The organism is Candidatus Poribacteria bacterium (genome assembly GCA_016866785.1).
In the GTDB taxonomy this organism is placed as follows: Bacteria; Poribacteria; WGA-4E.
This window is the reverse complement of sequence record VGLH01000003.1, coordinates 60,344-82,617: the sequence shown is the minus strand read 5'-3', so window position 1 is coordinate 82,617 and position 22,274 is coordinate 60,344. Positions and strand designations below refer to the sequence as shown.

The 22,274-nt window shown below is 65.7% G+C and carries 20 protein-coding genes and 1 pseudogene; 9 read left to right on the top strand and 12 right to left on the bottom strand.

The features are described 5' to 3' along the window. Positions 1–917: 917 nt before the first annotated feature. From FJZ36_01190 to FJZ36_01135, 12 genes and pseudogenes are all read right to left on the bottom strand, one after another. A pseudogene (locus tag FJZ36_01190) lies at positions 918–1,154 on the bottom strand (spore coat protein). Positions 1,155–1,725: 571 nt separating this feature from the next. After that, positions 1,726–2,322: a 5-formyltetrahydrofolate cyclo-ligase gene (locus tag FJZ36_01185; GenBank protein MBM3213524.1), complete on the bottom strand. Its 597-nt coding sequence runs from the start codon at positions 2,320–2,322 to the stop codon at positions 1,726–1,728. Further along, positions 2,319–2,606, bottom strand: a complete 288-nt coding sequence (locus FJZ36_01180; GenBank protein ID MBM3213523.1) for an ethanolamine utilization protein EutN — start codon at positions 2,604–2,606, stop codon at positions 2,319–2,321. Before FJZ36_01180 ends, FJZ36_01185 begins: the two co-directional genes overlap by 4 nt. Positions 2,607–2,681: 75 nt before the next feature. Next, a complete protein-coding gene (gene radA / locus FJZ36_01175; GenBank protein ID MBM3213522.1) occupies positions 2,682–4,052 on the bottom strand; it encodes a DNA repair protein RadA in 1,371 nt (456 codons plus the stop codon). Between the two features lie 5 nt (positions 4,053–4,057). Continuing rightward, complete coding sequence (locus FJZ36_01170; protein ID MBM3213521.1) at positions 4,058–5,626, bottom strand: MCE family protein; 1,569 nt, start codon at positions 5,624–5,626, stop codon at positions 4,058–4,060. Positions 5,627–5,671: 45 nt separating this feature from the next. Further along, positions 5,672–6,463, bottom strand: a complete 792-nt coding sequence (locus tag FJZ36_01165) for an ABC transporter ATP-binding protein (GenBank protein MBM3213520.1) — start codon at positions 6,461–6,463, stop codon at positions 5,672–5,674. Beyond that, a complete protein-coding gene (locus tag FJZ36_01160) occupies positions 6,460–7,338 on the bottom strand; it encodes an ABC transporter permease (GenBank protein MBM3213519.1) in 879 nt (292 codons plus the stop codon). The genes FJZ36_01165 and FJZ36_01160 overlap by 4 nt, the downstream gene beginning before the upstream one ends. Beyond that, positions 7,335–8,681 (bottom strand): replicative DNA helicase, encoded by a 1,347-nt coding sequence (dnaB, locus tag FJZ36_01155; protein MBM3213518.1) that lies wholly within the window; start codon positions 8,679–8,681, stop codon positions 7,335–7,337. Before dnaB ends, FJZ36_01160 begins: the two co-directional genes overlap by 4 nt. Positions 8,682–8,735: 54 nt before the next feature. Beyond that, on the bottom strand, positions 8,736–9,191 hold the full coding sequence (locus FJZ36_01150) for a 50S ribosomal protein L9 (GenBank protein ID MBM3213517.1): 456 nt from the start codon (positions 9,189–9,191) through the stop codon (positions 8,736–8,738). A 95-nt stretch (positions 9,192–9,286) separates the two neighbouring features. Continuing rightward, entirely contained in the window at positions 9,287–9,688 is a 402-nt protein-coding gene (gene ssb / locus FJZ36_01145; GenBank protein MBM3213516.1) for a single-stranded DNA-binding protein, read from the bottom strand. 29 nt (positions 9,689–9,717) lie between these two features. Next, on the bottom strand, positions 9,718–10,284 hold the full coding sequence (rpsF, locus tag FJZ36_01140; protein ID MBM3213515.1) for a 30S ribosomal protein S6: 567 nt from the start codon (positions 10,282–10,284) through the stop codon (positions 9,718–9,720). Positions 10,285–10,483: 199 nt separating this feature from the next. Then, complete coding sequence (locus FJZ36_01135) at positions 10,484–11,281, bottom strand: phytanoyl-CoA dioxygenase family protein (GenBank protein MBM3213514.1); 798 nt, start codon at positions 11,279–11,281, stop codon at positions 10,484–10,486. Between the two features lie 466 nt (positions 11,282–11,747). Between FJZ36_01135 and FJZ36_01130 the strand changes: the two genes are divergently transcribed. From FJZ36_01130 to accC, 9 genes are all read left to right on the top strand, one after another. Further along, entirely contained in the window at positions 11,748–13,499 is a 1,752-nt protein-coding gene (locus tag FJZ36_01130; GenBank protein ID MBM3213513.1) for a hypothetical protein, read from the top strand. Then, positions 13,496–14,752: a hypothetical protein gene (locus tag FJZ36_01125; GenBank protein ID MBM3213512.1), complete on the top strand. Its 1,257-nt coding sequence runs from the start codon at positions 13,496–13,498 to the stop codon at positions 14,750–14,752. The genes FJZ36_01130 and FJZ36_01125 overlap by 4 nt, the downstream gene beginning before the upstream one ends. 310 nt (positions 14,753–15,062) lie before the next feature. After that, the gene (locus tag FJZ36_01120) at positions 15,063–16,490 is read left to right on the top strand and encodes a hypothetical protein (GenBank protein ID MBM3213511.1); all 1,428 of its coding nucleotides are present in this window, start codon (positions 15,063–15,065) and stop codon (positions 16,488–16,490) included. A 24-nt stretch (positions 16,491–16,514) separates the two neighbouring features. Further along, complete coding sequence (gene aroC, locus FJZ36_01115; GenBank protein MBM3213510.1) at positions 16,515–17,675, top strand: chorismate synthase; 1,161 nt, start codon at positions 16,515–16,517, stop codon at positions 17,673–17,675. Next, the gene (locus tag FJZ36_01110; protein ID MBM3213509.1) at positions 17,668–19,296 is read left to right on the top strand and encodes a 3-dehydroquinate synthase; all 1,629 of its coding nucleotides are present in this window, start codon (positions 17,668–17,670) and stop codon (positions 19,294–19,296) included. Before aroC ends, FJZ36_01110 begins: the two co-directional genes overlap by 8 nt. A 23-nt stretch (positions 19,297–19,319) precedes the next feature. After that, positions 19,320–19,766: a type II 3-dehydroquinate dehydratase gene (gene aroQ / locus FJZ36_01105; protein MBM3213508.1), complete on the top strand. Its 447-nt coding sequence runs from the start codon at positions 19,320–19,322 to the stop codon at positions 19,764–19,766. Between the two features lie 55 nt (positions 19,767–19,821). Further along, positions 19,822–20,379, top strand: a complete 558-nt coding sequence (efp, locus tag FJZ36_01100; GenBank protein MBM3213507.1) for an elongation factor P — start codon at positions 19,822–19,824, stop codon at positions 20,377–20,379. 75 nt (positions 20,380–20,454) lie between these two features. Continuing rightward, on the top strand, positions 20,455–20,862 hold the full coding sequence (gene accB, locus FJZ36_01095; GenBank protein MBM3213506.1) for an acetyl-CoA carboxylase biotin carboxyl carrier protein: 408 nt from the start codon (positions 20,455–20,457) through the stop codon (positions 20,860–20,862). 30 nt (positions 20,863–20,892) lie between these two features. Then, on the top strand, positions 20,893–22,266 hold the full coding sequence (gene accC, locus FJZ36_01090) for an acetyl-CoA carboxylase biotin carboxylase subunit (GenBank protein MBM3213505.1): 1,374 nt from the start codon (positions 20,893–20,895) through the stop codon (positions 22,264–22,266). The last annotated feature ends 8 nt before the right edge of the window (positions 22,267–22,274 follow it).

The window sequence follows — 22,274 nt, the reverse complement described above, 5'->3', positions numbered from 1 at the left end:
TGAATGTAGGGGTAGACGCCGTTCGACGCCGTGAACGCCTGGGAACCGCCTCGCCAGATGCTCAGCTCGAAGTCGGTCGGCGAGATGTTCCGGTTCCCGAGGCTGTAGACGTTGCGTAGCTCCGTGCCCCGAGTCGCGGTGTCCTTGATGACGACATAGCCGAGGAGTTCCCCTTCTTCGTCGATGATCCCGTCGCCGTTGTCGTCGAAGAAGACGTTCGCCGGGTCGCCGACCTTGCCGCCTCCGCCGCCGAGGTACTCGTACGCGACGACGATGGTCATGCGCGACGTGACGGTGCGGAGGAACTCGATGCGACCCGTCTGGTAGTCGATCGAGTAGTCTTCATTGGGGAACTGGCGGTTGAAGTAGCCGCGAGCGGTCTTTTGCCCGCCGACGTTGTTCGTACCGTCGTTGTCGTCGATGAAGACCTGTTCGCTGCCCTGTCGGATAGGCAGGTAGCCGTCGTGGAGCAGATTGTCGGTTCCCAGTTGGATCGCGTAATAGCGCTCCCGCAGGTAGCTCGTGTCGAGAATGGGCTGACCGATGCCCGCTCCGGCGCGTCTCGTCTCGCCGCGTGACCGCCACTTGCCGCGCAAGCCCTTCGTGCGCGACCCGAAGGTGGTGAACCGGACACCTGCGAGCTCCGCGATCAACTGCGCTCCGAACAGGTTGCGATTCACCTGCAGGAACCGCGCGTTCGGCAGTTCGAGTGTGATATCCCCGAACGCCGCCTTCTTGAGGATGTTCTCCTCGCCGCCCTCGTACCAGATGGCGATGCGCTGCTGCTTGTTGTCGAGCGCCGAGAAGTTCCCGCGATTGGCGTCGGTGTAGTCGACGGCGACGTGCGTGTGCTCGCCGACGCGCCCATTGATGCCGACCTGGAGCTCCTGCTGGATGTTGATGCCGTCGGCGCGGCTGCCGCCGTAGCCTCCGTACCCGCCATAGCTTCCGCCATAGCTGCTTCCGAAGCCGCCATAACCCCCGTATCCGCCGTACGACCCGAACGAGTCGCCGAAACCGCCGAGCCCACCGTAGGAGTCGTAGCCTCCGTACCCGCCGTAGGAATCGTAACTGTCGTAGGAGCCGTAGTCGTAGCCGGAATAGCCGGTGCTGAACCGCGTTCCGCCGAGGCTGGAGCCGTAATAGGGCGACAGCCCCGACCTGCCGAAGTACTTCGTCTGGTTGTACTGGAGCAGGAAGGACTTGTAGCCGGATATCTGCAGGTTCGAGTTCATCGGCAGATCGATGTTCTGCCCGCGCCGAGCGCCGCCGAAGGGCGTTTGAAGCCCTCTCAACGAGGTGTCGGCGGGTGTGAACGCAGCCGGCAGGTTGACGCCCTCGATAGGCTCCGAGGTCGATTCGGAGGTCTCCGGCGCTGCCGCGCCGTCGTTGGAGCCGGTGATCGAGCGAACTGTGTCGATGAGGGAGGAGGCGAGAGCGTTCTCAGTCGTTGGAGCCGGATGCGCGCTGGCGTTCGCTTCGGGTCGGGGCTGCCATGGGTTGACGCGAGGTCCAAACGCGACCTCTGTGGGCTCGGTTCCGTTGGTGGCTGGAGCCGTCGTCGGAGGGGCTGCGTACGACCCCGCAGCAAAGGCGATCAGGAACGAGCATGCGAGAACCGTTCGGGGTGTCGAGCCGCTGCCCACTGGAAAACTCCACATCCGCGCGCAGCTTGGCACCCGCCCACACGCGCTGAATCTGGAACGCGACGCCCATCGCGGTCGTTTACCGGCGATCCGGGAACGCCCGAACGCCGCTCTCCGTGACGAGACAGTCGAGCGGCTCGTCCCACTCTTGCGGGTGACAGCTCTCGATCCGCTGCATCTCGAACGCCAACCCGATGCGCCGCATCCGTCGATAGGCTCCCAGGAAGCGGTCGTAGTATCCCGCGCCGTGGCCTATCCGATAGCCGTCGTCGTCGAAAGCGACGAGGGGAACCAGCGCAGCGTCGATGTCATGCGGGTCTACGGCGGGGCATCGGGAGACGCGCGGCGTCGGGATGCCCCAGATGCCTCGCTTCAGGTCGCGCTCCGGGTCTTCGATCTCATGGCAGGTCATGTTCGGCGATCCCGTAGTCACGTAAGGCACGACAACGCGCCTGCCGCTTGACAGAAGATGATGCACGATTCCTAGCGTGGGAACCTCGTTCCCGAACGCGAGGTAGGTGAACACGGTCGTGGGGGATTCCTGCTCCAGGACGCGCTGGACGCAATCGGCGATCGCGTCGCCCCATCGTTCGACGTCTTCACGTGAGAGGGAGTCTCGCCGCGTTAGCGACGCCTGCCGTATCTCCGCGCGCCTCTGCTGGGCATCATGCGTCATTTGCGGTAGAGGACGACGCCACCGACTTCGAGCGTGTCGACGATCGCCATGATGACTGCGTCCACCGGTCGGTCCTTAGTCGCCTGCGTCAGCCGCGCGGAGCTCCCAGTGGCGACGAGAACGACCTCGCCTGTGCCGCACCCCACCGAATCGACGGCGACCGCGTAGCGCTCGAGCGGCTTGCCTTCCATGCTGAGCTCCTGGACGACCATCAACTTGCCGCCCGTGAGCTTCTCGTCCTTCTTCGTAGCGGTGATCGTGCCGACGACCTTGCCGAGCGTCATGGCGTCCGCTCCGTCTCGATGCGACCGTAGTGCGCCCAATCACAGGGTATCACGCGGAACCGGGCGGCGCACTGCCTAGATGAGAATGCCCAACGCCTGACCGACCGTATCGACGCCGACGACCTGTATGCCGCCCGATCCGTCGGAGGCTGACTTCGCCGCCTGGCTCTTCGGCACGACGGCGCGCTCGAAGCCGAGCTTTGCCGCTTCGGCAAGACGCTGCGGCAGGCGGCTGACCGCCCGCACCTCGCCCGCCAGACCGACCTCGCCGAGGAGCACCGTCTTGGGCGAGACTGGCGCATCTCGATAGTTCGACGCGATGGCGGCGACCATGCCCAGGTCGGCGGCGGGCTCGTCGAGCTCGACGCCGCCGGTCACGTTCACGAAGACATCCGCGTTCTGCAGGGCGATCCCGCCGCGCTTCTCGAGCACGGCGAGGAGCATCGCGACGCGGCTCCGGTCGAAGCCCGTCGAGACGCGCATGGGTGCTCCGTAACGCGCCGGCGCGACGAGGGCTTGCAGTTCCAGCAGCAGCGGGCGGGAACCCTCCATCGCGCAGACGACGACGGAGCCCGACACCCCCGCCGTTCGCTGGCTGAGAAAGAGCGCCGACGGGTTCGCGACCTCTGCGAGTCCGCGTTCCGTCATCTCGAAGACCGCGAGCTCGTTGGTCGAGCCGAAGCGGTTCTTCGTTGCGCGGATGAGCCGGTAGGCGTGGTGGAGATCGCCCTCAAACATCAGCACGGTATCGACCATGTGCTCCAGCACGCGCGGACCGGCGATGGTTCCCTCTTTGGTGACGTGACCCACGAGGAAGACCGGCGTCTCGGATGACTTGGCGAAGGCGATGAACGCCGCCGCGCTCTCGCGGATCTGCGCGACGCTTCCCGGCGCGGAGCGCACCGTCTCCACGCTCGCCGTCTGAATGGAGTCGATCACGACCGCGCGGGGCTGAGTCTCACGAAGGTGGGCGAGAATCGACTCGGTCTCCGACTCGCACAGGAGCAGCAGGTCGTCGGATCCGATGCCCAAGCGATCCGCGCGCAAGCGTATCTGCCGCGCGGACTCCTCGCCCGTCACGTAGAGCACTTTGCCCGCAGACGCGCCAATGGACGCGAGCGCCTGAAGCAGGAGCGTCGACTTGCCCATGCCGGGCTCGCCGCCCAGGAGCGCCACCGAGCCGCGAACGAGCCCGCCGCCGAGCACGCGGTCGAGTTCGGCGATGCCCGTTTGCAGGCGCGCCTGCTGGGTCGTCGATACGTCTGCCAGGCGAACCGGGGCATTCGAGTCGGGGTCGACGGCGCGGCTTCGACGTTCAGGAGCGGCTCGGGCGGGCTGAGCGCGCTCTTCGAGGGTGTTCCAAGCGCCGCACTCCCGGCATCGCCCCAGCCAGCGCGCCGAGACGGCTCCACAGTCGGTGCAGACGAACTCGGTGCGCGTCTTCATTGGGGTCAGTAGGGGGTTCGGACGCCGAACATGAACCCGACGTCGTCGTTGATGACGTTCTCAGCGCCGAAGACGACATAGGCTTGCGGCAGCGGCTTGATGATCGCCTTGGCGTCGATGCGCGGGAGGACCGTCTCGTTGTCGCGGAAGAGGCGGCGCGTGATGCCGATCGCTTCTGCGCGAAGCGTGAGGAACCGATGCGGAGTCCAGTCGGCGCCGAGGGCTCCCTTGGACTCGATGAAGCCCGCTCGTCCGACCACGGGACCGACTTTCTGCCCGACGACGACATTGTAGACGCGCTTGCCTTCGCGGCTGGAGACGCCCGCCAGCAACTCGCGGCGCTTGTCGGGACGGACCTGAACGCCCAGTTCGCTTTGGAGCCCTTCGACGGTGCTCCGATAGGTCAGTTCGAATCCCACGTTGGCGAGCGGCGGACGTTCCGGCGCGGCAAGCCGTTCGACCGATTCTGAGAGCGCGTTGAGCCGCCGGAGCGCTGCGGTCGTCTCGGTGAGCGTGTCTTCGACCTTCGGCAGGATCGTGTCCTCCTGGCTGAGGAGCCGGCTGATCGTGCCGTCGCCGTGTTCGACCCTGTCGGCGATGGTTCCCAGGCGCGCCGCGAGAGTGGTCGCCTGCGCGATGCCTTCATCCAGCTTGGCGAGCGTCTCGTTGAGACGCGCCTTCTCGTCGGTGATCGTCTGCGTCGTGGTTTGGGCGGCTTGCGAGACATCCTGCCGGAGCGACTTCGCCTCGTCTGAAAGCGTGTTCAGGAGATCGCGCGTCTCGCGGACGCCCTTTGAGACGTCGGCGAGCAGTTGGTTCGTGTCGCGTCGCGTGTCGCCGATCCATGCGCGCGCATCCGCCGCCAACTCGCGGGCGTCGCCGCCGATGGCGTCGATCTCGCCGTCGGTTCGCGTCAGCACTTGGTCGGCATGGTCGAGCACGGCGGGCAGACGCTTCTCCGCGAGGTCGGCGAGTCTCGCCGCACGGGTCAGGATGGGGTTCATCCGGGCGACGAAGCTGTCGAGATTCCTCAGTGTACCCCCGGTCATGTCACGGACGGCGGCGGCGGTCGATAGGAGCTCGGCGCGGCTGGTTTCGAGCGTCTCCTGGGCGGTCGCTACAAGCGCGCTCACTTGGCTCAGCGCCTGATCCACCTTCTCGATGAGACTGGCGATGGCGGCTGGCGACGTACCCTCGATGGGGTGCGACCAGTCGTATGGGGGATTGGTCGGGGGTCCATTGCGGAGCGCGATGTAGGCTTCTCCGATCATGCCCAGCATCGAAAGCTCCGCCGTGACGCCCTCCCGGATGACGACCGGGGCGTTCACGCGTCCCTTGACGACGGCTCCCAGCCCGTCTTCCCGTAGTTGAACGTCCGTCACTTTGCCGACGAACACGCCTGCCAGGTGGATCGCCGCGCCGCGCTTGAGGTCGTTCAGATTGTCGAAGTGGAAGGTCGCCTCCTCGCCGGGCGTGGCGATGTTCCAGTCCGAAGCCATCGTCAGCAGGATCGCCAAGATGATGATGGCTCCCACGACGAGGATGCCGACCTTCAGTTCCGACTGCCAGCGCATCGTGCCTCCTTCGAACCGGAATCCGCCGAACCGGTCGCTGCTCCGCTAGGCGCTCGCAGGAAGTTGGGATTCTTGGAAGAACTGCCGAGCCAGCGGAACGTCCGAGCCGCGAACCTCGTCGGGCGTGCCCTCGAGAACGATCTTGCCGTCCACCGTCATGGCGATCCGGCTGCCGACGTAGAGGGCGCTCTCGACATCGTGCGTGACGACGATGGAGGTGGTTCCCAGCCGCTGGTGCAGGTCGCGGATCAGGCGATTGATGCCGCGCGCCGTGATGGGGTCCAGTCCCGTCGTCGGCTCGTCGTAGAGGATCAAATCCGGGCGCATGACGATGGCTCGCGCCAGCCCGACGCGCTTGCGCATCCCGCCGCTGAGCTCCGCCGGCTTCAGGGCGTGAGTTCCGGGCAGCCCGACGAGCTCCAGCGCTTCGGAGACGGCGCGAGCCATCTCAGCGGGGCTCTGGCGCGTGTGCTGGCGGAGCATGAACGCCACGTTCTCCTCGACCGTCATCGAATCGAAGAGCGCCGACGACTGGAAGAGCATGCCCATGCGCTGCCGCAGGCGATTGAGCGCTCGTCGCTTGAGCCTTGGGACGTTCTCGCCGTCCACCCAGACGTTGCCGCGATCCGGGCGCATCAGACCGACGATCAGCTTGAGCAGCACGCTCTTGCCGCAGCCGCTGGGTCCCATGATGACCGTCGTCTCGCCGCGCGGGATGTCGAGCGACAGCCGATCGTGGACGAGTTTCTGTCCGAACCGGACTTCGACGCTCTCGATGCGCGCCTTCACGTCGCTCCACGAGGACCCGTCGCGGGTTGTGGCGTCCTGAGCCGTCATATCCCGAAGATCTCTTGCTTCACGAAGTTGATCAGGAAGTCGAACACGAGAATGAGAACGAGCGAGATGACCGCGCAGTTCGTCGTCGCTTTGCCGACGCCCTCCGCGCCCGTGGTCGGCGGCACGGAAAATCCCATGTAGCAGCCGATGGTGGCTATGACCATGCCGAAACTCGACGCCTTCACAAAGCCGGAGAGCAGGTCTTCCACATCGAAGCCGCGCGTCGAGCTGGCGATGGCGATGAAGTACTCGCCGTTCATCCCGCTGTGACCTCCCGCGACGTTGAGGAAGGTCACCGAAACCAGGTAGCCGCCGACGATGCCGAGGATGTTCGAGTAGGTCGTCAGGATCGGCAGCATGACGGCGCACGCGAGGAAGCGCGGCACGACGAGATACTGCACCGGGCTGGTGCCCATCGCCTCGATGGCGTCGATCTGCTCGGTGACCTTCATGGTTCCGAGCTCCGCAGTGATCGCCGCCCCGATGCGCCCTGAGAGGACGAACGCCGTCAGCATGACGCCCAGCTCCTTGACCGTCGAGCTGCTGACAAACGAGCCGATCATCCCTTCGGCTCCGAGGAGCTTGAGCTGCGCGTAGCCCTGCAACGCCAGCACCATGCCGACGAACACGCCCGTGATCGTCACGACGGGGAGCGAGTTCACGCCGACGTTGGCGAACTGCGTCATCAAGTTGTGAACGAAGAAGGGGCGCGCGAACGTGTACCGGATCGTAGACAGCACGAGGAGCGTCGCCGAGCCGATGTGGTTCAGGCGGTACACGATGCCGCCGCCGACTTCGCCCATGAAACGGGCGAGCCCGCTCGGCTGCGCAGCGGCTTCCGGCGCAGGGACTCCGTCTGGGATGGGAGTGCTCAAGAGTAGTCCGTCTTCACGTCCTCGTAAGATCGGAACAGCAGGTACTGAGGATGGAACGCCAGCGTGATGGTTCCCAAGGGCCCGTTGCGATGTTTGCGTACGATGAGCTCAGCCTGTCCCGCGTTCGACGCGTCCGGATTGTAGTACTCGTCGCGGTAGAGGAACATGACGATGTCGGCGTCCTGCTCGATGGCTCCTGACTCTCGGAGGTCCGCCAACTGCGGGCGCTTGTCCGGGCGGCTCTCGACGGCGCGGTTCAACTGGGAAAGCGCCAGGACGCTCACCTCCAGCTCGCGCGCCAGTTCCTTGAGCGACCGCGAGTACTCGGAAATCTCCTGTTCGCGGCTCTGAGCCGTCTTCGCCCCGCCCTGCATCAACTGCATGTAGTCGATGATGAGGACGCACAGGTCGGGATGGCGCATCTTGAGGCGACGGCTCTCCGCCCGGATCTCCATGAGCGTGATGCCCGGCGCGTCGTTCACGAAGAGCTTGCCGTGCTCCATCTTCCCGGCAGCTTCCGACAGTCGCCGCCAGTCATCCGTGTTGAGAGCCCCCGTGCGGACGCGCTGCATATCGATCCGCGCCTCGGTCGCCAACATGCGCGTCAGGATTTGCTCGCGATCCATTTCCAGCGTGAAGAGGGCGACGGACTTGCTCTCGCGGAAGGCGATGTGCCCGGCGATGTTGTGCGCAAGCGCGCTCTTACCCATCGACGGTCTGGCTGCCAGCACGATCAGGTCCGACGGATTGAGCCCGGACAGCAGCCGATCCATTTCCGGCAGACCCGTTGGAACGCCGAGAAGCGTGCCCTTCCGCTGGTAGAGCGATTCGATGTAGTCCATCGTCTCGCGGAGCATCTGGTCCATGTCCGCGAAGCCCCGGCGCGCCGGGTCGTGGTTCACATCGAAGATGAGCCGCTGCGCCTGGTCCACGACCTCTTCGACCGTGGCGTCGTCGCGGACAGCCCGCGATCCGATCTTCGCGGCGGCATCGACGAGTTCGCGACGCACCGACTTCTCGCGGACGATGGTCGCGTAGAACTCGACGTTCGCCGCCGAGGGCGTGCTCTCCTGCACCTCGTAGAGGTAGCGGACGGAGCCCGCTCGCTCCAGATCGTCGGAGCGCTTTAGTTCATTGGTGACCGTGTAGAGATCGATCGGGTCGCTGCGGCGAGACAGCCGCAGGATCGCATCGTAGATGACCTGATGGGCGACCTTGTAGAAGACGGTGGTCAGTTCGCCCAGGACGGGCAGAACCGCGTGGATCGCGTCGGGATCGAGCAGAAGCGAACCCAGGACGTGGCGCTCGGCGTCGAGGTCGTGAGGCATTGCGTCCGTCGCCACGGTACTCCTCCGATAGCGCGCCTCCGCTCCCGCCGAGCGCCGAGCCCACCACGACTACGCCTCGTTGGCGATGACCTCGACCTGGATCGTCGCGACGACCTCCGGGTGGAGGCGCACGGGAACCGGGTAGACGCCCAGCTCTCGGATGCTCTCGGTGAGCTCGATGCGCCGACGGTCGATCGTGATGCCCTTAGTCGCCAGGTTGTCGGCGATGTCGGCGGCGTTGACGGATCCAAAGAGCCTGCCGTTTTCGCCAGCGTTCGCGGCGATGATGCAGACGATACCTTCGAGACGGCGCGCGGAGTCTTGGGCTTCCTCGAGCTCCTGCGCCATCTGCGCGACGCGAACACGCAACTGCGCGTCGAGCCGACGGCGATTCGCCTCGGTGGCGTGGACAGCGAGATCGCGCGGCAGCAGGTAGTTGCGCGCGAATCCAGGCGCGACGCGCACCACCTCGCCCGCTCTGCCAAGTCCCTGAACGTTGTCGGTCAGAATCACCTCAACAGGCATGTCTTCGGTCCTCGTCGCCCTGGCGAGCGCCAGGGCTCACTGGAGATGGAATACGTCGTCCGGAGCCACGTCGGTACATCGTTCGCGGCAGTCCGTCAGAAGGGGATATCGTCATCGTCACTGACAGTCGCGTTCTGCGTCGTGCCCTGCTCAGCGGTGTCGCCACGGTCGAGGAACTGGACGGAGTTTGCGCTGATCTCGTGGACGCTGCGCTTGTCGCCGCTCTCCGTCTCCCATTGGCGGTAGATGAGACGACCCTCGATCAACACCAGTCTGCCCTTGGACAGGTACCGATGGCAGGTTTCGCCGAGGCGACCCCAGACATCGACGTTGACGAAGAGCACTTCCTCTTTGCGCTCGCCGGACTGGGAGTCGTTGTACGAGCGCGACGATGCGATGCCCAGCTTGGCGACTGCCGTGCCCGAATCGAGATAGCGCAGTTCCGGGTCTCGCGTCAGCCGTCCGAGAAGAATCACGCGGTTGAATTCCGCTGCCATACGCGTCCCCTTTCCCTCAGACGGGCGGGCTATTCGTCGTCGCCGTCAACGTCCGAATCGTCATCGTCGGCATCGTCATCATCGTCCGAGTCGTCGTCGTCATCATCGTCCGAGTCGTCGTCGTCATCCGCGTCGTCGCGCTGAGCGCGGGCGGCTGCCTCTCGCTCTTCGTCTTCGGTACGGGTGCGCTTGAAGTGCTTGGGCTTGCGCTCTTCACCGCGCCGATCATCGCCGGAATCTTCCAGGGTGAAGGTCGGGGCTCCCTCGACGGGCGCTTCGCACTTGATGGTGAGGAACCGGATGATGTCCTCATTGATGCGGTACCGCCGGTCCAGTTCCGTGATGAAGGACGGCTCGCCGGAGAAGAGGAAGAAGGCGTAGGTTCCCTCGGAAAAGCCTTCGATGGGATATGCCAGTCGGCGGCGTCCCCACATCTCGGTCTTGGCGATGGTGTTCCCGGACGACTCGATGAACGTCCGAATCGTCTCGACCTCTTCGCGCAACTCGCTCTCGGAGAGGTTGGGGCGGAAGATGATCACGGTCTCGTAGTGGCGCAGCGGGTCGTAGTGCTTCAACACGTGCCTCCCTGTGGACATGAGGCTCTCAGAGCCGCGCGAGGCGCCCTGCCACGTCAATGGAGACGCGGCGACGCGATGTAAAGCCGCGGTCGCGCCGCGGCTGGGCAGACCTCAGCCCTGAGAGCAGGGCATGGATGATGATAGCCCACGAGCGGCGCGCGATTCAAACGCGGATGCCCGTCGATCCGACTTCCATGAAGGTCTGTCGGAGCGCCCGCTACATCGGGATCGCCGGGTCGTAGCCGTGGTTGTAGCCCGTCGATGAGGTCGCGATGTAGTGGCAGATGAACGACATCCTGAACCGGTCGCGCGACGTGTTTGGCGGGGAGCCGTGGATCAGGTGCCCGTGGAAGAAGAGCGTGTCGCCCTTCGCCATATCGACGCCGAGGCGCTGGTACTGCGCAGGAGGAGTGACCGCCGTCTCGGTGAAGCTCTTGTTCACGTCGGTCGGGGTCATCTCGAGGATCGGCTCCTGCTGGGAACCGGGGAAGACGCCCATGCCGCCGTTCTCGTCGTCGATTGGCTCCAGCGCCGTCCATGCGGCGATGCACGCGCCGGGCTCCGTGCGGAGGTAGTAGTCATCCTGATGGAACGCCTGCCCGCGCGCGCCCGGCGGCTTCCAGTAGAACATGCTCTGCAGCGCGGTGACGCGGTCGCGCAGCAAGCCGCTGAGCACGGAACCGATGCGCGGATGCGTCAGGTAGTGTAGACAGCGTTCATCGACACGGTGCGGGTGCATCATGCGCGGGTACACGCGCAACGGGTCGCCGCCGGACTCCGACTCGTCGACGCGCGAGAAGCACCCGGGCACGTGCTTGCGTCGGTGGAGCTCGTGGGCGCGTGCGATGATCTCGTCGCACTCCTCGTCGGTCAGGCAGTTGGGAACCAGCAGGTAGCCATGTTCGTCGTAGTGCCGAAGCTGCTCGTCAGTCAGAGCGGTCGGGGGCATTCGCGTCACCTCGTTCGGAGTCGGTCCATGAAGCAGGATCGAGAACCAACGGCTGCATCTATGCATCGGTCTGCCGCCGAAGTCAAGGATCGAGCGGGTCTCCCTCGACAGGACAAGTTTGTACCGTTATCCTCGTTGTGCGACCTGACGTTGACGGCGAGCCCATCTCGCGGCTCGCCTGCGCCCTTGCCCATACCACGATAGGGGCGTCCATGGGAATCGACGCCTGGATCCACGGACTCTACACGCTGACCGCCGTCTTCGGAGTCGGCGTGACTGCGGTCGATATGCTGGGGTTGCTCGCTACGGACTCCGACACCGACGGCGACTCCGGCGATGGTGGAGACGACGGCTCGGGTCACGATGGCGGAGCCCACGACCATGGCGGCGATAGCAGCCATGACCACGCGAGTCACTCCGGCGTACTGTCCGTCCTCCGCTACCTGCGCACCCTGATCTACTTCTCGTTGGGCTTCGGTCCAACCGGGCTGGTCGCCGAACTGATGGGCAGAGGCGTCTTCGGCAGCCTGATATGGGCTGTGCCGGGAGGCGTTGCGTCCATGCTCTTGGCGCGAGCCTTCTTCAGGTTCCAGCAACGCGACGTCGATTCGAGCCTCAAACCCGAAGACTTGCTGTTCGAGCCGGCAACGGTACTCGTATCCCTGTCGCACAAGGACATGGGCAAGGTGCGAGTCCGTGCCGGGCAGATCATCGCCGAACGATACGCGCTCTCCTCGGACGCGGAAGACACGTTCCGCGTCGGCGAGGAAGTCGAGATCGTCGAAGTGACCGATCAATGCGTCTACGTGCGGCGACCCATGCCGCCGGAGCACGCGCTCGAGCCGACCCCTCCGGGCATCGACCCACCGAAGGAACCCCTCATATGAACCTCTCCAACTTGATCGGACCGGACGGTCTCTTGTCGCCGGTTGGCGGAGTCGTCGCGGTCATCGCGTTCGTGCTGGGTATTCGCCTTCTCAAGGCGCTCATCCGCGTGTGTCCGCCCAACCAGATTCTCGTCATCACGGGAACCAAGACCAAGACGCAGGGCAAGGAGTACGGCTTCCGAGTCAAGACCGGCGGGTGGACCTTCGTCCTGCCGTATTTCCAGCGCGTCCAGACCCTCGATCTGGGCATCATCCCGATCAACGTCCGCATCGAGGGCGTCAACTCCGCCAACGGCATCACCGTGGGAGCCGACGCGACCGCGTGCGTCTGCGTCGACGCGGACGACGAAGGGCTCCTCTACTCGGCGGTCGAACGCCTGATGGACAAGTCCCGCCTCGAGATCCAGGAGCAGATCCAGCAGACGATGGTGGGGAACTTCCGCGGTGCGCTCAACAAGACGACCCCGCTTCAGGCGATTGGGATGGTCGAGAGCGTGGACGACGCGGAGGCGCTTGGCGAAACGCAGCCGCCCGCCGTGCGGCAGCCTCAGGTTCCGGCGGAATCCGAGGACGAGGGCGAGCGCGCTCAGTTCCGACGCGAGCTGATCCGAGACAGCACGCAGGACTTGAGCACGTTCGGCATGGCGGTCGTGTCCGTCTCGCTTCAGAAGATCTGGGATACGTCGAACTACATCGCCAACCTGGCGAACAAGACGCTGTCTCGGAAGCGCCAGGAAGTGGAGATCGAGGAAGCTCGGCTTTACGCCCGGGCGGAACGCGCCGAGTCGGACGCCCAACGACGCGAGACGGTCGCCCAGAGCCAGGCGAACGAGAAGATCGTCGCTGCCCAGCAGGAACTGGAGATCATCCGCCGCCGCTGCGAGGCGGACGTAGAACGCGCGCGCTTGGAGGCGGACTCCGCCGTGATGAAGGCGAACAGTGAAGGCGAACGGGACGTCGAACAGGTGACCGTCGAGCTGCAACGCCTCAAGAACGCGTCGTACGTAACCGTGGAGGCAGAGGCGAAGCGCCGCGCCGCCGAGATCGTCGCCGAGGGCGAATCAGAAGCTGTCAACGTCGTCCAGCAGACGCGCAACGATCTGCTCAAGCAGAAGGCGGAGCTCGTCGCCCAAGCGGGCGGGCGGGGACGCGTCGCGCTCTTCGTGAACCAACAGCTCGCGACGCTCTTCGAGGCGTACCGCGAGCACGCGAAGGATCAGCGCATCGACACCGTTGTGGCGATGGACGACGACCGGGGGATCAACGGCGTCGTCAATCGCGGACCCGAGGCGATGGTGGATTTCCTGCGGCACTTGGAGCGTGGCTTCGGCATCAGCGTTCGCGATCTCCTGTCCACGTCCAAGCAGGGCGCAGCTTCCGAGGAGGCGGCGAAATGACAGGCTTCCTCTCTGTACTGCTCGTCCTGATCGTTCTGACGCTGCTGGTACAGCTCGTCACGAAGATGAAGATCGTCGGGGCGAATGAGCTCTCGGTCGTCGCCGGCAAAGGTCCCGATGGCTTCACGTCGCTGCGCGGTGGACGCGTGTTCGTCTGGCCACTCGTCCACCGGTTCTTCAAGATGGACCTTCGTCCGAGGACGACGTCGGTCAACGTCGAGTCTGCCATCGCGGCGGGGATCGTCCCGCTGACGGTCGTCGCGACGGTCAGCTTCGCCGTGTCGTCGTCTGGGCGCGGGATGCGCAACGCGATCCGACGCATCCTGACGATGATTCAGGACTGGGAAGAGCTGACGCACGTCGCGACGTCGATCATCGAGGGGCATCTGCGCGACTCCATCGCGACGATGACGCCCGAACAGGTGATGACGGACAAGGACATCCTCGTCCAGAACATGATCCGCGTCTGCAAGTCCGACCTCGACGGCATCGGTCTCGAGATCACGTCGATGAATATCGCGGACGTGGACGACCATCGGCTCGAAGGAGTGGCGGAACCGGAACTCTACATCGCTCTGCTCAAGCGCGTGCAGTCCGCCAACGCCGACACGCAGTCCCGCGAGGCGCAGGCGCTCGCGCGAGCGACCGCCAAGGAGCAGTCGGAGGCGCGCCGCGCCGAGGTGATCGTCCGCCAAGCCGAGAACGAGCGCGAGAGCCTGCAGGCGGAGACGCGCGTCCGCATCGCGTCCGAGAACCAGCGGGCAGCCATCGGTGTGCAGAAGGCAGTCCGAGACGCCGAAGCGCAGGTCGCGGGCGTTCGGGCGCAGATCGAAGCCGAGAAGCAACGCATCGAGATGCTGACGGCGCGGTACGAGGCGGACGTCATCACGCCGGCGCTCGCTGAGCGGGAGCGGCTCGTCCTGTCTGCCCGCGCGGAAGCGGCGACCATTCGAGGGCGAGCGCAGGCGGAGATCGACCAACTCCGACGCACCATCGACATCCTCGCCGAGGGCGGCGACTCGGCGCTCGATGCGTTCGTCATCGACAACTTCGAGCGGTTCATTAAGCCGCTGGCGCAGACGATGGACCTATTCCCGGTCGAGCACGCGACGGTGCTGACCGGCATGGGCGGTTCCCGCGCGCCGATATCCGGCATCCACCCGCACCCCATCGAGGAGGAGCGGGCCCGCCTGCTGCAGGAGGCGTTCGGCTCCATCGCGAGCGCGACGCGACGGGACGCCGACGCGACCTGATGTGAAGCGGATCCGGCGACCAGGGCAGTTTCATGAACGAGTCTCGCCGCCTGCTGCGCAGGTCCAACACTACCTGTCATTCCCGCGAGCCCCGCGAAGGCGGGGCTCGCGGGAATGACGGCGATAGAGGGTCAGCGCGTCGACGGATGCCGCAGCGCGCGGGCATCAGCCGGTTGCCTGGGGTGCAGAAGCGCGAGGCGAGGTGTGCTCATGAAACAGCCCTGATCCGGCGACCCGCGCGTTTGTTGCCTGGCGTCCCGGCGTGGTAGACTGGAACCGGTCCACCCCTGCTGTTGAGGTACTGTCGCCCTTGCCAGACCACGCTGTCCAGCGAGTCGCCGCCTGTTGCGCCGCCATTCTGTGGTGGATTGCGGGTGCGGCTACTGCCGAGCCGCGTGGCGGCGATATCGACGGGAAGGGCGTGCATGTCGTCGTGAGCGCAGCGGCTGACGGACAAGAGTTCCCGGTCGCCGTCCTCAAGGCGAACGGCGAGAGCTTCATCGTCTGGCACGACTTCCGCGCGGGCGACCGAGACATCTACGGTCAGCGGTTCGATGCCTCCGGGGCGCCGCTCTGGCAGCCGAACGGCAAGCCTTTGTGCGCGCTGGATGGTTCCCAGGGATGGCCCGACGTAGCGGACGACCCAAACGGCGGAGGCTTCTTCGTCGCGTGGGGCGACAGCCGTAACGGTTCCCAGGACATTTACGCGCAACGGTTCAGCGCCAATGGCGAGCCCCTCTGGGAGCCCACCGGTGTTCCCATCGCTGTGCACGCCACCGGCAAGGACGATCTGACGATCATCGCCGACGGCGAGGGTGGCTTCATCGCCGCATGGGAAGACTGGCGGAGCGGCGATCAGGATATCTACGGACAGCGCGTCGCGTCGACGGGCAAACCGCTGTGGGCTCCCAACGGGTCGCCAGTGTGCACGGCTCCGGCGCACCAGTACGACCCCATGATCGACCTCGATGGAACCGGCGGATGCGTCGTCACATGGTGGGACGTGTCGTCGCCCGAATGGCACGCGATGGCTCAGCGCATGTCGCCGTCGGGCGAGCGGCTCTGGGGACCGGAGGGAACCCGGATCAGCCTATCCGCCGGGAGCCAGGCGGGTCCGTTCGTCGTTGGCGATGGGGGCGGGGGAGCGCTGGTGTTCTGGACCGACTACCGGGACGACGACGGAACCTACTCGAACATAGACCTGTACGGGCAGCATGTGGCTCCAGATGGGTCGCGGCAGTGGGGGCACCTCGGGATGCCCATCTCGACCGCGCCGGGGAATCAGCAGAACGCGGTCGGTGCGAGCGACGGCAAGGGCGGAGCCGTTGTCTCGTGGGTCGATACCCGAGACGTCTTCGACGACATCTATGGTCAGCACGTGCTGCACGATGGGTCGATGGCATGGGAAGCCGACGGCAAGCATGTCTGCACCGCCGAGGGACGGCAGCGCGATCCGCGCATCGTGATCGACCGCGGAACCGTCGTCGTTGCCTGGCACGACTTCCGGCGCGAAACGGACGATGAGACACAGCAGGACATTTACCTCCAGCGGCTCGACCTGTCCGGCTCGCGTTTGGAACCGGGCGAGGGAATCGAGGTCCGCGTGGGAGCCGATCAGAGCTCGTGGCTTCGACTCCACGCCCGTCGTGGCGTGCTGCTTGCGGCGTGGATGGAATCCGGGACCGGAGACAGCGACGTACATGCATGGATCCGGCGCGTGGCAACGGACGCGCCATAGCGCATCGAAGGGGTTTTCGCTCGCATGTTCCGATGGATGACCGCTGGCGAATCGCACGGCAAGGGATTGACCGCCATCGTGATGGGCGTTCCGGCGGGGCTCCCGCTGGCGGCTGCCGACATCGACGTCGATCTGGCGCGCCGCCAGCTCGGATACGGGCGCGGCGGTCGGATGAAGATCGAGAAAGACGCCGTGCAGATCACGTCGGGCGTGCGGGCAGCCCGGACGCTGGGCAGTCCGGTCGCGCTCTACGTGCCGAACCGGGACTGGGAGAACTGGGAATCGGTCATGTCGCCCGACGCGGACGCGCAGACGGATCGACGGACCCTGACACGTCCGCGTCCGGGTCACGCGGACCTGCCGGGCGGCATCAAGTATGGGCACGATGACCTGCGGAACGTGCTCGAACGGGCGAGCGCGCGGGAAACGACCGTCCGCGTCGCGGTCGGAGCGGTCGCCAAGCGGCTGCTGGCGGAGTTTGGCGTTTCCATCTTCTCCGTCGTGACGCAGATCGGGCCCATCCGCGCCGACGTTGACGTGAACGCCCTCGACGGCAACGCAGCGTTCGACGAGTCGCCTCTGCGATGTCCCGACGCCGATGCCGAAGCCCGGATGATCGAGCACATCGACGCCGCACAGCGACGAGGCGACACCGTAGGCGGCGTTTTCACGGTCATCGCGCGCGGGCTGCCCATCGGACTGGGGAGCCACATCGCCTGGGACACGCGCCTCGACGCGCGGATCGCCGGAGCCATGATGAGCATCCAGGCGATGAAGGGCGTCTCCATCGGCTTGGGGTTCGACGCCGCCGGCATTCCCGGTTCCGAGGCGCACGACGAGATCTTCTACGACGCGGACGAATGCCGGTTCTACCGCGAGACGAACCGCGCCGGAGGGCTGGAGGGCGGCATCACGAACGGGATGCCCCTGGTCGTGAACGTCGCGATGAAGCCGATATCCACGCTCGGAAGACCGCTGCGGTCTGTAGACGTCCACACGAAGGAGCCCTTCGAGGCGCAGAAAGAACGCACCGATAGCTGTGCGGTTCCGGCGGGTGGCATCGTCGGCGAGGCGATGCTGGCGGTCGTGCTGGCGGAAGCGTGGCTGGAGAAGTTCGGCGGCGACAGCCTGTCCGAAGTGCGCCGGAACGTGGAAGGCTACTTGGAGTCCGTGCGTCGTGTCTGAGACTCGGTCTGACTCTCGCAACATCGTGCTGGTCGGCTTCATGGGCTCCGGCAAGAGCTCCGTCGGGGCGGAGCTCGCTCGACGGTTGGGACGCGAGTTGATCGACACGGACGAGATCATCGAGCGCTCCTCCGGGGCGACGATCCCGGAGCTCTTCGCGCAGCGCGGCGAGACGGCATTCCGCGACCTGGAGAGCGAGGCGGTACGCGAGGCTGCGGCGAGGCGCGGCGTGGTCATCTCGACGGGCGGCGGAGCGATCCTCCGGTTGGAGAATCTGCGGGCGCTGCGGGAGTCCGGGACGGTGGTCTATCTGCGCGCCACGCCGGAGTCGATCCACGACCGCGTGCGCGGCGAGACGCATCGTCCGCTCCTGCAGGTGGCGGACCCCACGGCGCGCATCCGCGAGCTGCTTCAGGCGCGGGAACCGTACTACGCCCAGGCAGATGCCATCGTCGATACGGACGGCAAGTCGATTGAAGCCCTAGCTGCCGAAGTCGCCAGCGCGACCGACTCGCGGGCAACCGCGCAGCCGCCCACGGAGATCGTCGTCCGGCTCGGATCGCGCTCGTACCCCATCGTGATCGGCAGAGGCGTTCTGGCTGAGTTGGCGTCGCGGCTATCGTTCGCGCGGCGCGGATCGAGAGTCGCGGTCGTCACGAGTGAGCGGCTCGCGGATCGTTATGGCGCTCGGATAGTCCGACACCTCGAAGACGCGGGATTCGCCGCGTGGCTCGCGTCGATTCCCGACGGCGAGGAGCACAAGAACCTGTCCACGGCGAGCCGCCTGTACGACCTGTGCGCGGAGCGCCGCATGGAGCGGCAGTCACCCATTGTCGCCGTGGGCGGGGGAACCGTGGGCGACATCGCGGGTTTCGTCGCGGCGACGTACATGCGGGGCGTGCCGTTCGTTCAGGTTCCGACGAGTCTGATCGCCCAGGTCGATGCGAGCGTCGGCGGCAAGGTGGCGGTCGATCATCCCAAGGGGAAGAACCTGATCGGCGCGTTCTACCAGCCGCGTCTGGTTCTCGCGGACATCGCGGCGCTGGCGACGCTGCCCGACCGCGAGTTCCGCGCCGGAATCGCGGAAGTGCTCCGATACGCCGTGATCGCTTCTCCGAGCCTGTTCGAGACGCTGGAACGGCGCATGCCGGAGGTCTTGGCGCGTGACGAGCGCCTGCTGACGGAGATCGTCGCGGCATCGTGCGCGATCAAGGCGCGGATCGTCGAAGAGGACGAGGACGAATCCGGCGTCCGCGCGACGCTGAACTACGGTCACACGTTTGGACACGCCATCGAGGCGGTCACTGGGTACCGCGACTTCCTCCACGGAGAAGCGGTCGCGTTGGGCGAGCTCTGCGCGGCGGAGCTGAGCCGCGCGCGCGGACTCGTCGATGGGTCGTTCTGCGACCGACAACGGGCGATCCTGACCTCGGCGGGGCTACCGACCGCTCTGCCGGCGCATATCGATCCTCGCGACGTGGCGGGGGCGATGTGGCATGATAAGAAGGTGGACGGCGGGCGGATCCGGTTCATTTTGCCGACCCGCATCGGCAACGTGGTGATTCGGGATGACTTCGCCGAGGACGAGATCGTGCGTTCCATCGAGGCAGCGCTGAGATGAGCGAATCGGCAACCGACGGAGCAATGAAGCACGTCTTGGTCCTGCACGGACCCAATCTGCACCTGCTGGGCAAGCGCGAACCCGCCATCTACGGAACGACGACGCTGGCGGACATCGACCGGGCTCTGGACGCGCAAGCGACTGGCTTGGGCATCCGATTGACGACGTTCCAGTCGAACCACGAAGGCGCGCTGGTCGATATCATCGGCGAGCACCTCGGGTCGGTGGACGGCGTTCTCATCAACCCGGCGGCGTTGACCCACACGAGCGTCGCCGTGCGCGATGCGCTCTCGATGCTCGGCGTTCCCGTGATCGAGGTGCATCTATCCAACATTGCCGCGCGAGAGTCTTTCCGCCATCATTCGTTCGTCGCTCCGATCGCGCTGGGAACCATCGCCGGCTTCGGCGCGGACAGCTACCGGCTCGCGCTCGACGCAATGGCAGCCGCTTTGGCGCGGCGCGGTCAGTGACTGGGACTCCGAGTTTCAGGATACGGCGCTTCTGATCGACTAGCGAAGGACCGACATGGCATCGACGGCGGATATTCGCAATGGGGTTGTGATTCGATTCAACGGGGACCTGCATCGCGTCGAGTGGTTCCAACACCACAAGCCCGGCAAGGGCGGCGCGTTCATGCGAACGAAGCTACGCCGCTTGTCTGACGGCGCGGTGTTCGAGAACACGTTCCGGTCCGGCGCCGACATCGAGCTCGTGCGGCTCGAGACGCGCGAGATGCAGTACCTGTACGCCGAGCAAGACCTCTACTACTTCATGGACAACCAGTCGTTCGAGCAGATGCCGATGCAGCGGGAGCTCCTCGGCGACGCCGCGCAGTTCCTCGCGGACAACATGCAGGTGAAAGTCCAGTTCGACGGCGAGACGGCGGTGACCGTCGAACTCCCGGCAGCCGTCGTGCTGACCATCGTAGAGACGGAACCGGGGTTCCGTGGCGATACCGTGAGCGGAGGCACGAAGCCAGCGAAGCTGGAGACTGGCATCACGATTCAGGTACCTCTGTTCGTCGACCAGGGCGCTCAGGTGAAGGTCGACACCCGGACGGGAGAGTACCTGGGAAGGGCGTGACCCGTGGTACGAGCCGCCGACGACAGACAGCGACGGCAACAGCTCGCGGCTGAGATCCGCGAGCTCGCCGACCTGATGCGCGAGTGCGGGCTCTCAGAGCTCGCCGTCGAGGAGGGGAAGGAGTCGCGCCGACTCTTGCTCCGGCTGCAGGGCGCTGTCGCTGCCCCGGCGCCGGTTCAGCCGATGGCGGCTCCTGCGGTTCCGGTGGTGGAACGCACACCGACGGAGATCGGCGGCGGCAACTTCGATGTCGTCGAAGCGCCGATGATCGGTACGTTCTACATCGCGCCGTCGCCGAGCGAGCCGCCGTTCGTCGCCGTCGGAGACCGCGTGACGATTGGCAAGACGCTCTGCATCATCGAGGCGATGAAGCTCCTGAACCAGATCGAGGCGGAGTTCGAGTGCGAGATCATCGAGGTGCTGGTGGCGAACGCGACCCCGGTCGAATACGGTCAGCCGCTGTTCCGCGTACGACGCGTTTAGGCTTCTCGCAGCCCGCAGACGAGTGACGCGATGTTCAAGAAAGTCCTGATCGCCAACCGTGGCGAGATCGCCCTGCGCGTGATCCGCGCGTGCCGGGAGATGGGGATTCGCACGGTCGCGGTCTTCTCCCAAGCCGACGCCGACTCGCTCCACGTCCGGCATGCGGACGAATCGGTCTGTATCGGTCCCGCGCCTTCCCCGAAGAGCTATCTGAACGTCCCATCGATCATCGCCGCCGCCGAAGTGACGAACGCGGACGCGATCCATCCGGGAACCGGGTTCCTTGCCGAGAGCGCCCACTTCGCGGAGGTGTGCCGCGAGTGCAAGATCGCGTTCATCGGGCCCAGCGTCGAAAACATCGCGACGATGGGCGACAAGGTTCAGGCGCGGCAGTCGGTCGGGAAGGCGGGGATCCCTCTTGTTCCCAGCGGAAGGCGTCGCCGTCGAGGCTTGCGCAGCCACCAGCACGAGCTTGCCGACACCGAGGACGAGGCGCTGGCGATTGCCCGTGAGATCGGCTATCCGGTGATGATCAAGGCGGCTGCCGGCGGCGGCGGTAGAGGCATCCGCGCGGCGCACAACGACGTCAGCCTGGTCGCCTTGTTCCGTACCACGCGGGCGGAGGCAAAGGCGGCATTCGGGCGAGAAGACGTCTACATCGAGAAGTTGGTCCAGGACGCGCGGCACATCGAGTTCCAGGTCATGGGCGACCAGCACGGGAACATCATCCACTTCGGCGAGCGCGACTGCTCGATCCAGCGCAAACACCAGAAGCTGGTCGAAGAGACGCCGTCGAACATCGATCCGAAAGTGCGCGACGAGATCGGGAGGCTCGTGCTGAGGGCGGCGCGGGCGATCCACTACGAGAACGCGGGGACGATGGAGTTCCTCGTGACGGATGACGGCGAGTTCTACTTCCTCGAAATGAACACGCGCATCCAGGTCGAGCACACGATCACGGAGCAGGTCTGCGGCGAGGACCTTGTCAAGTGGCAGATTCGAGTCGCCGCGGGAGAACGCCTGACCCTTGAGCAGAAGAACGTGACCCTCAAGGGACACGCGATCCAGTGCCGCATCAACGCGGAGGACCCGGACAAGGGGTTCATGCCGACTCCCGGCAGGATCGTCACCTATCAGACGCCCGGAGGACCGGGCGTCCGAATCGACAGCCACGCCTTCGCGGGGTACCTGATCCCGCCGTACTACGACTCGCTCATCTCGAAGCTCGTGACCTTCGGCGCGACGCGGGAAGAAGCCATCGCCCGGATGCGCCGCGCACTGGACGAGTACACGATTGCCGGCGTGAAGACGACCATCCCCTTCCATCGGCGCGTCATGGACGACACGGACTTCCTCGCCGGATGCGTCCACACGAGCTTCGTCGAGCGCCTCGGCATCGCCTGACGCCCTGC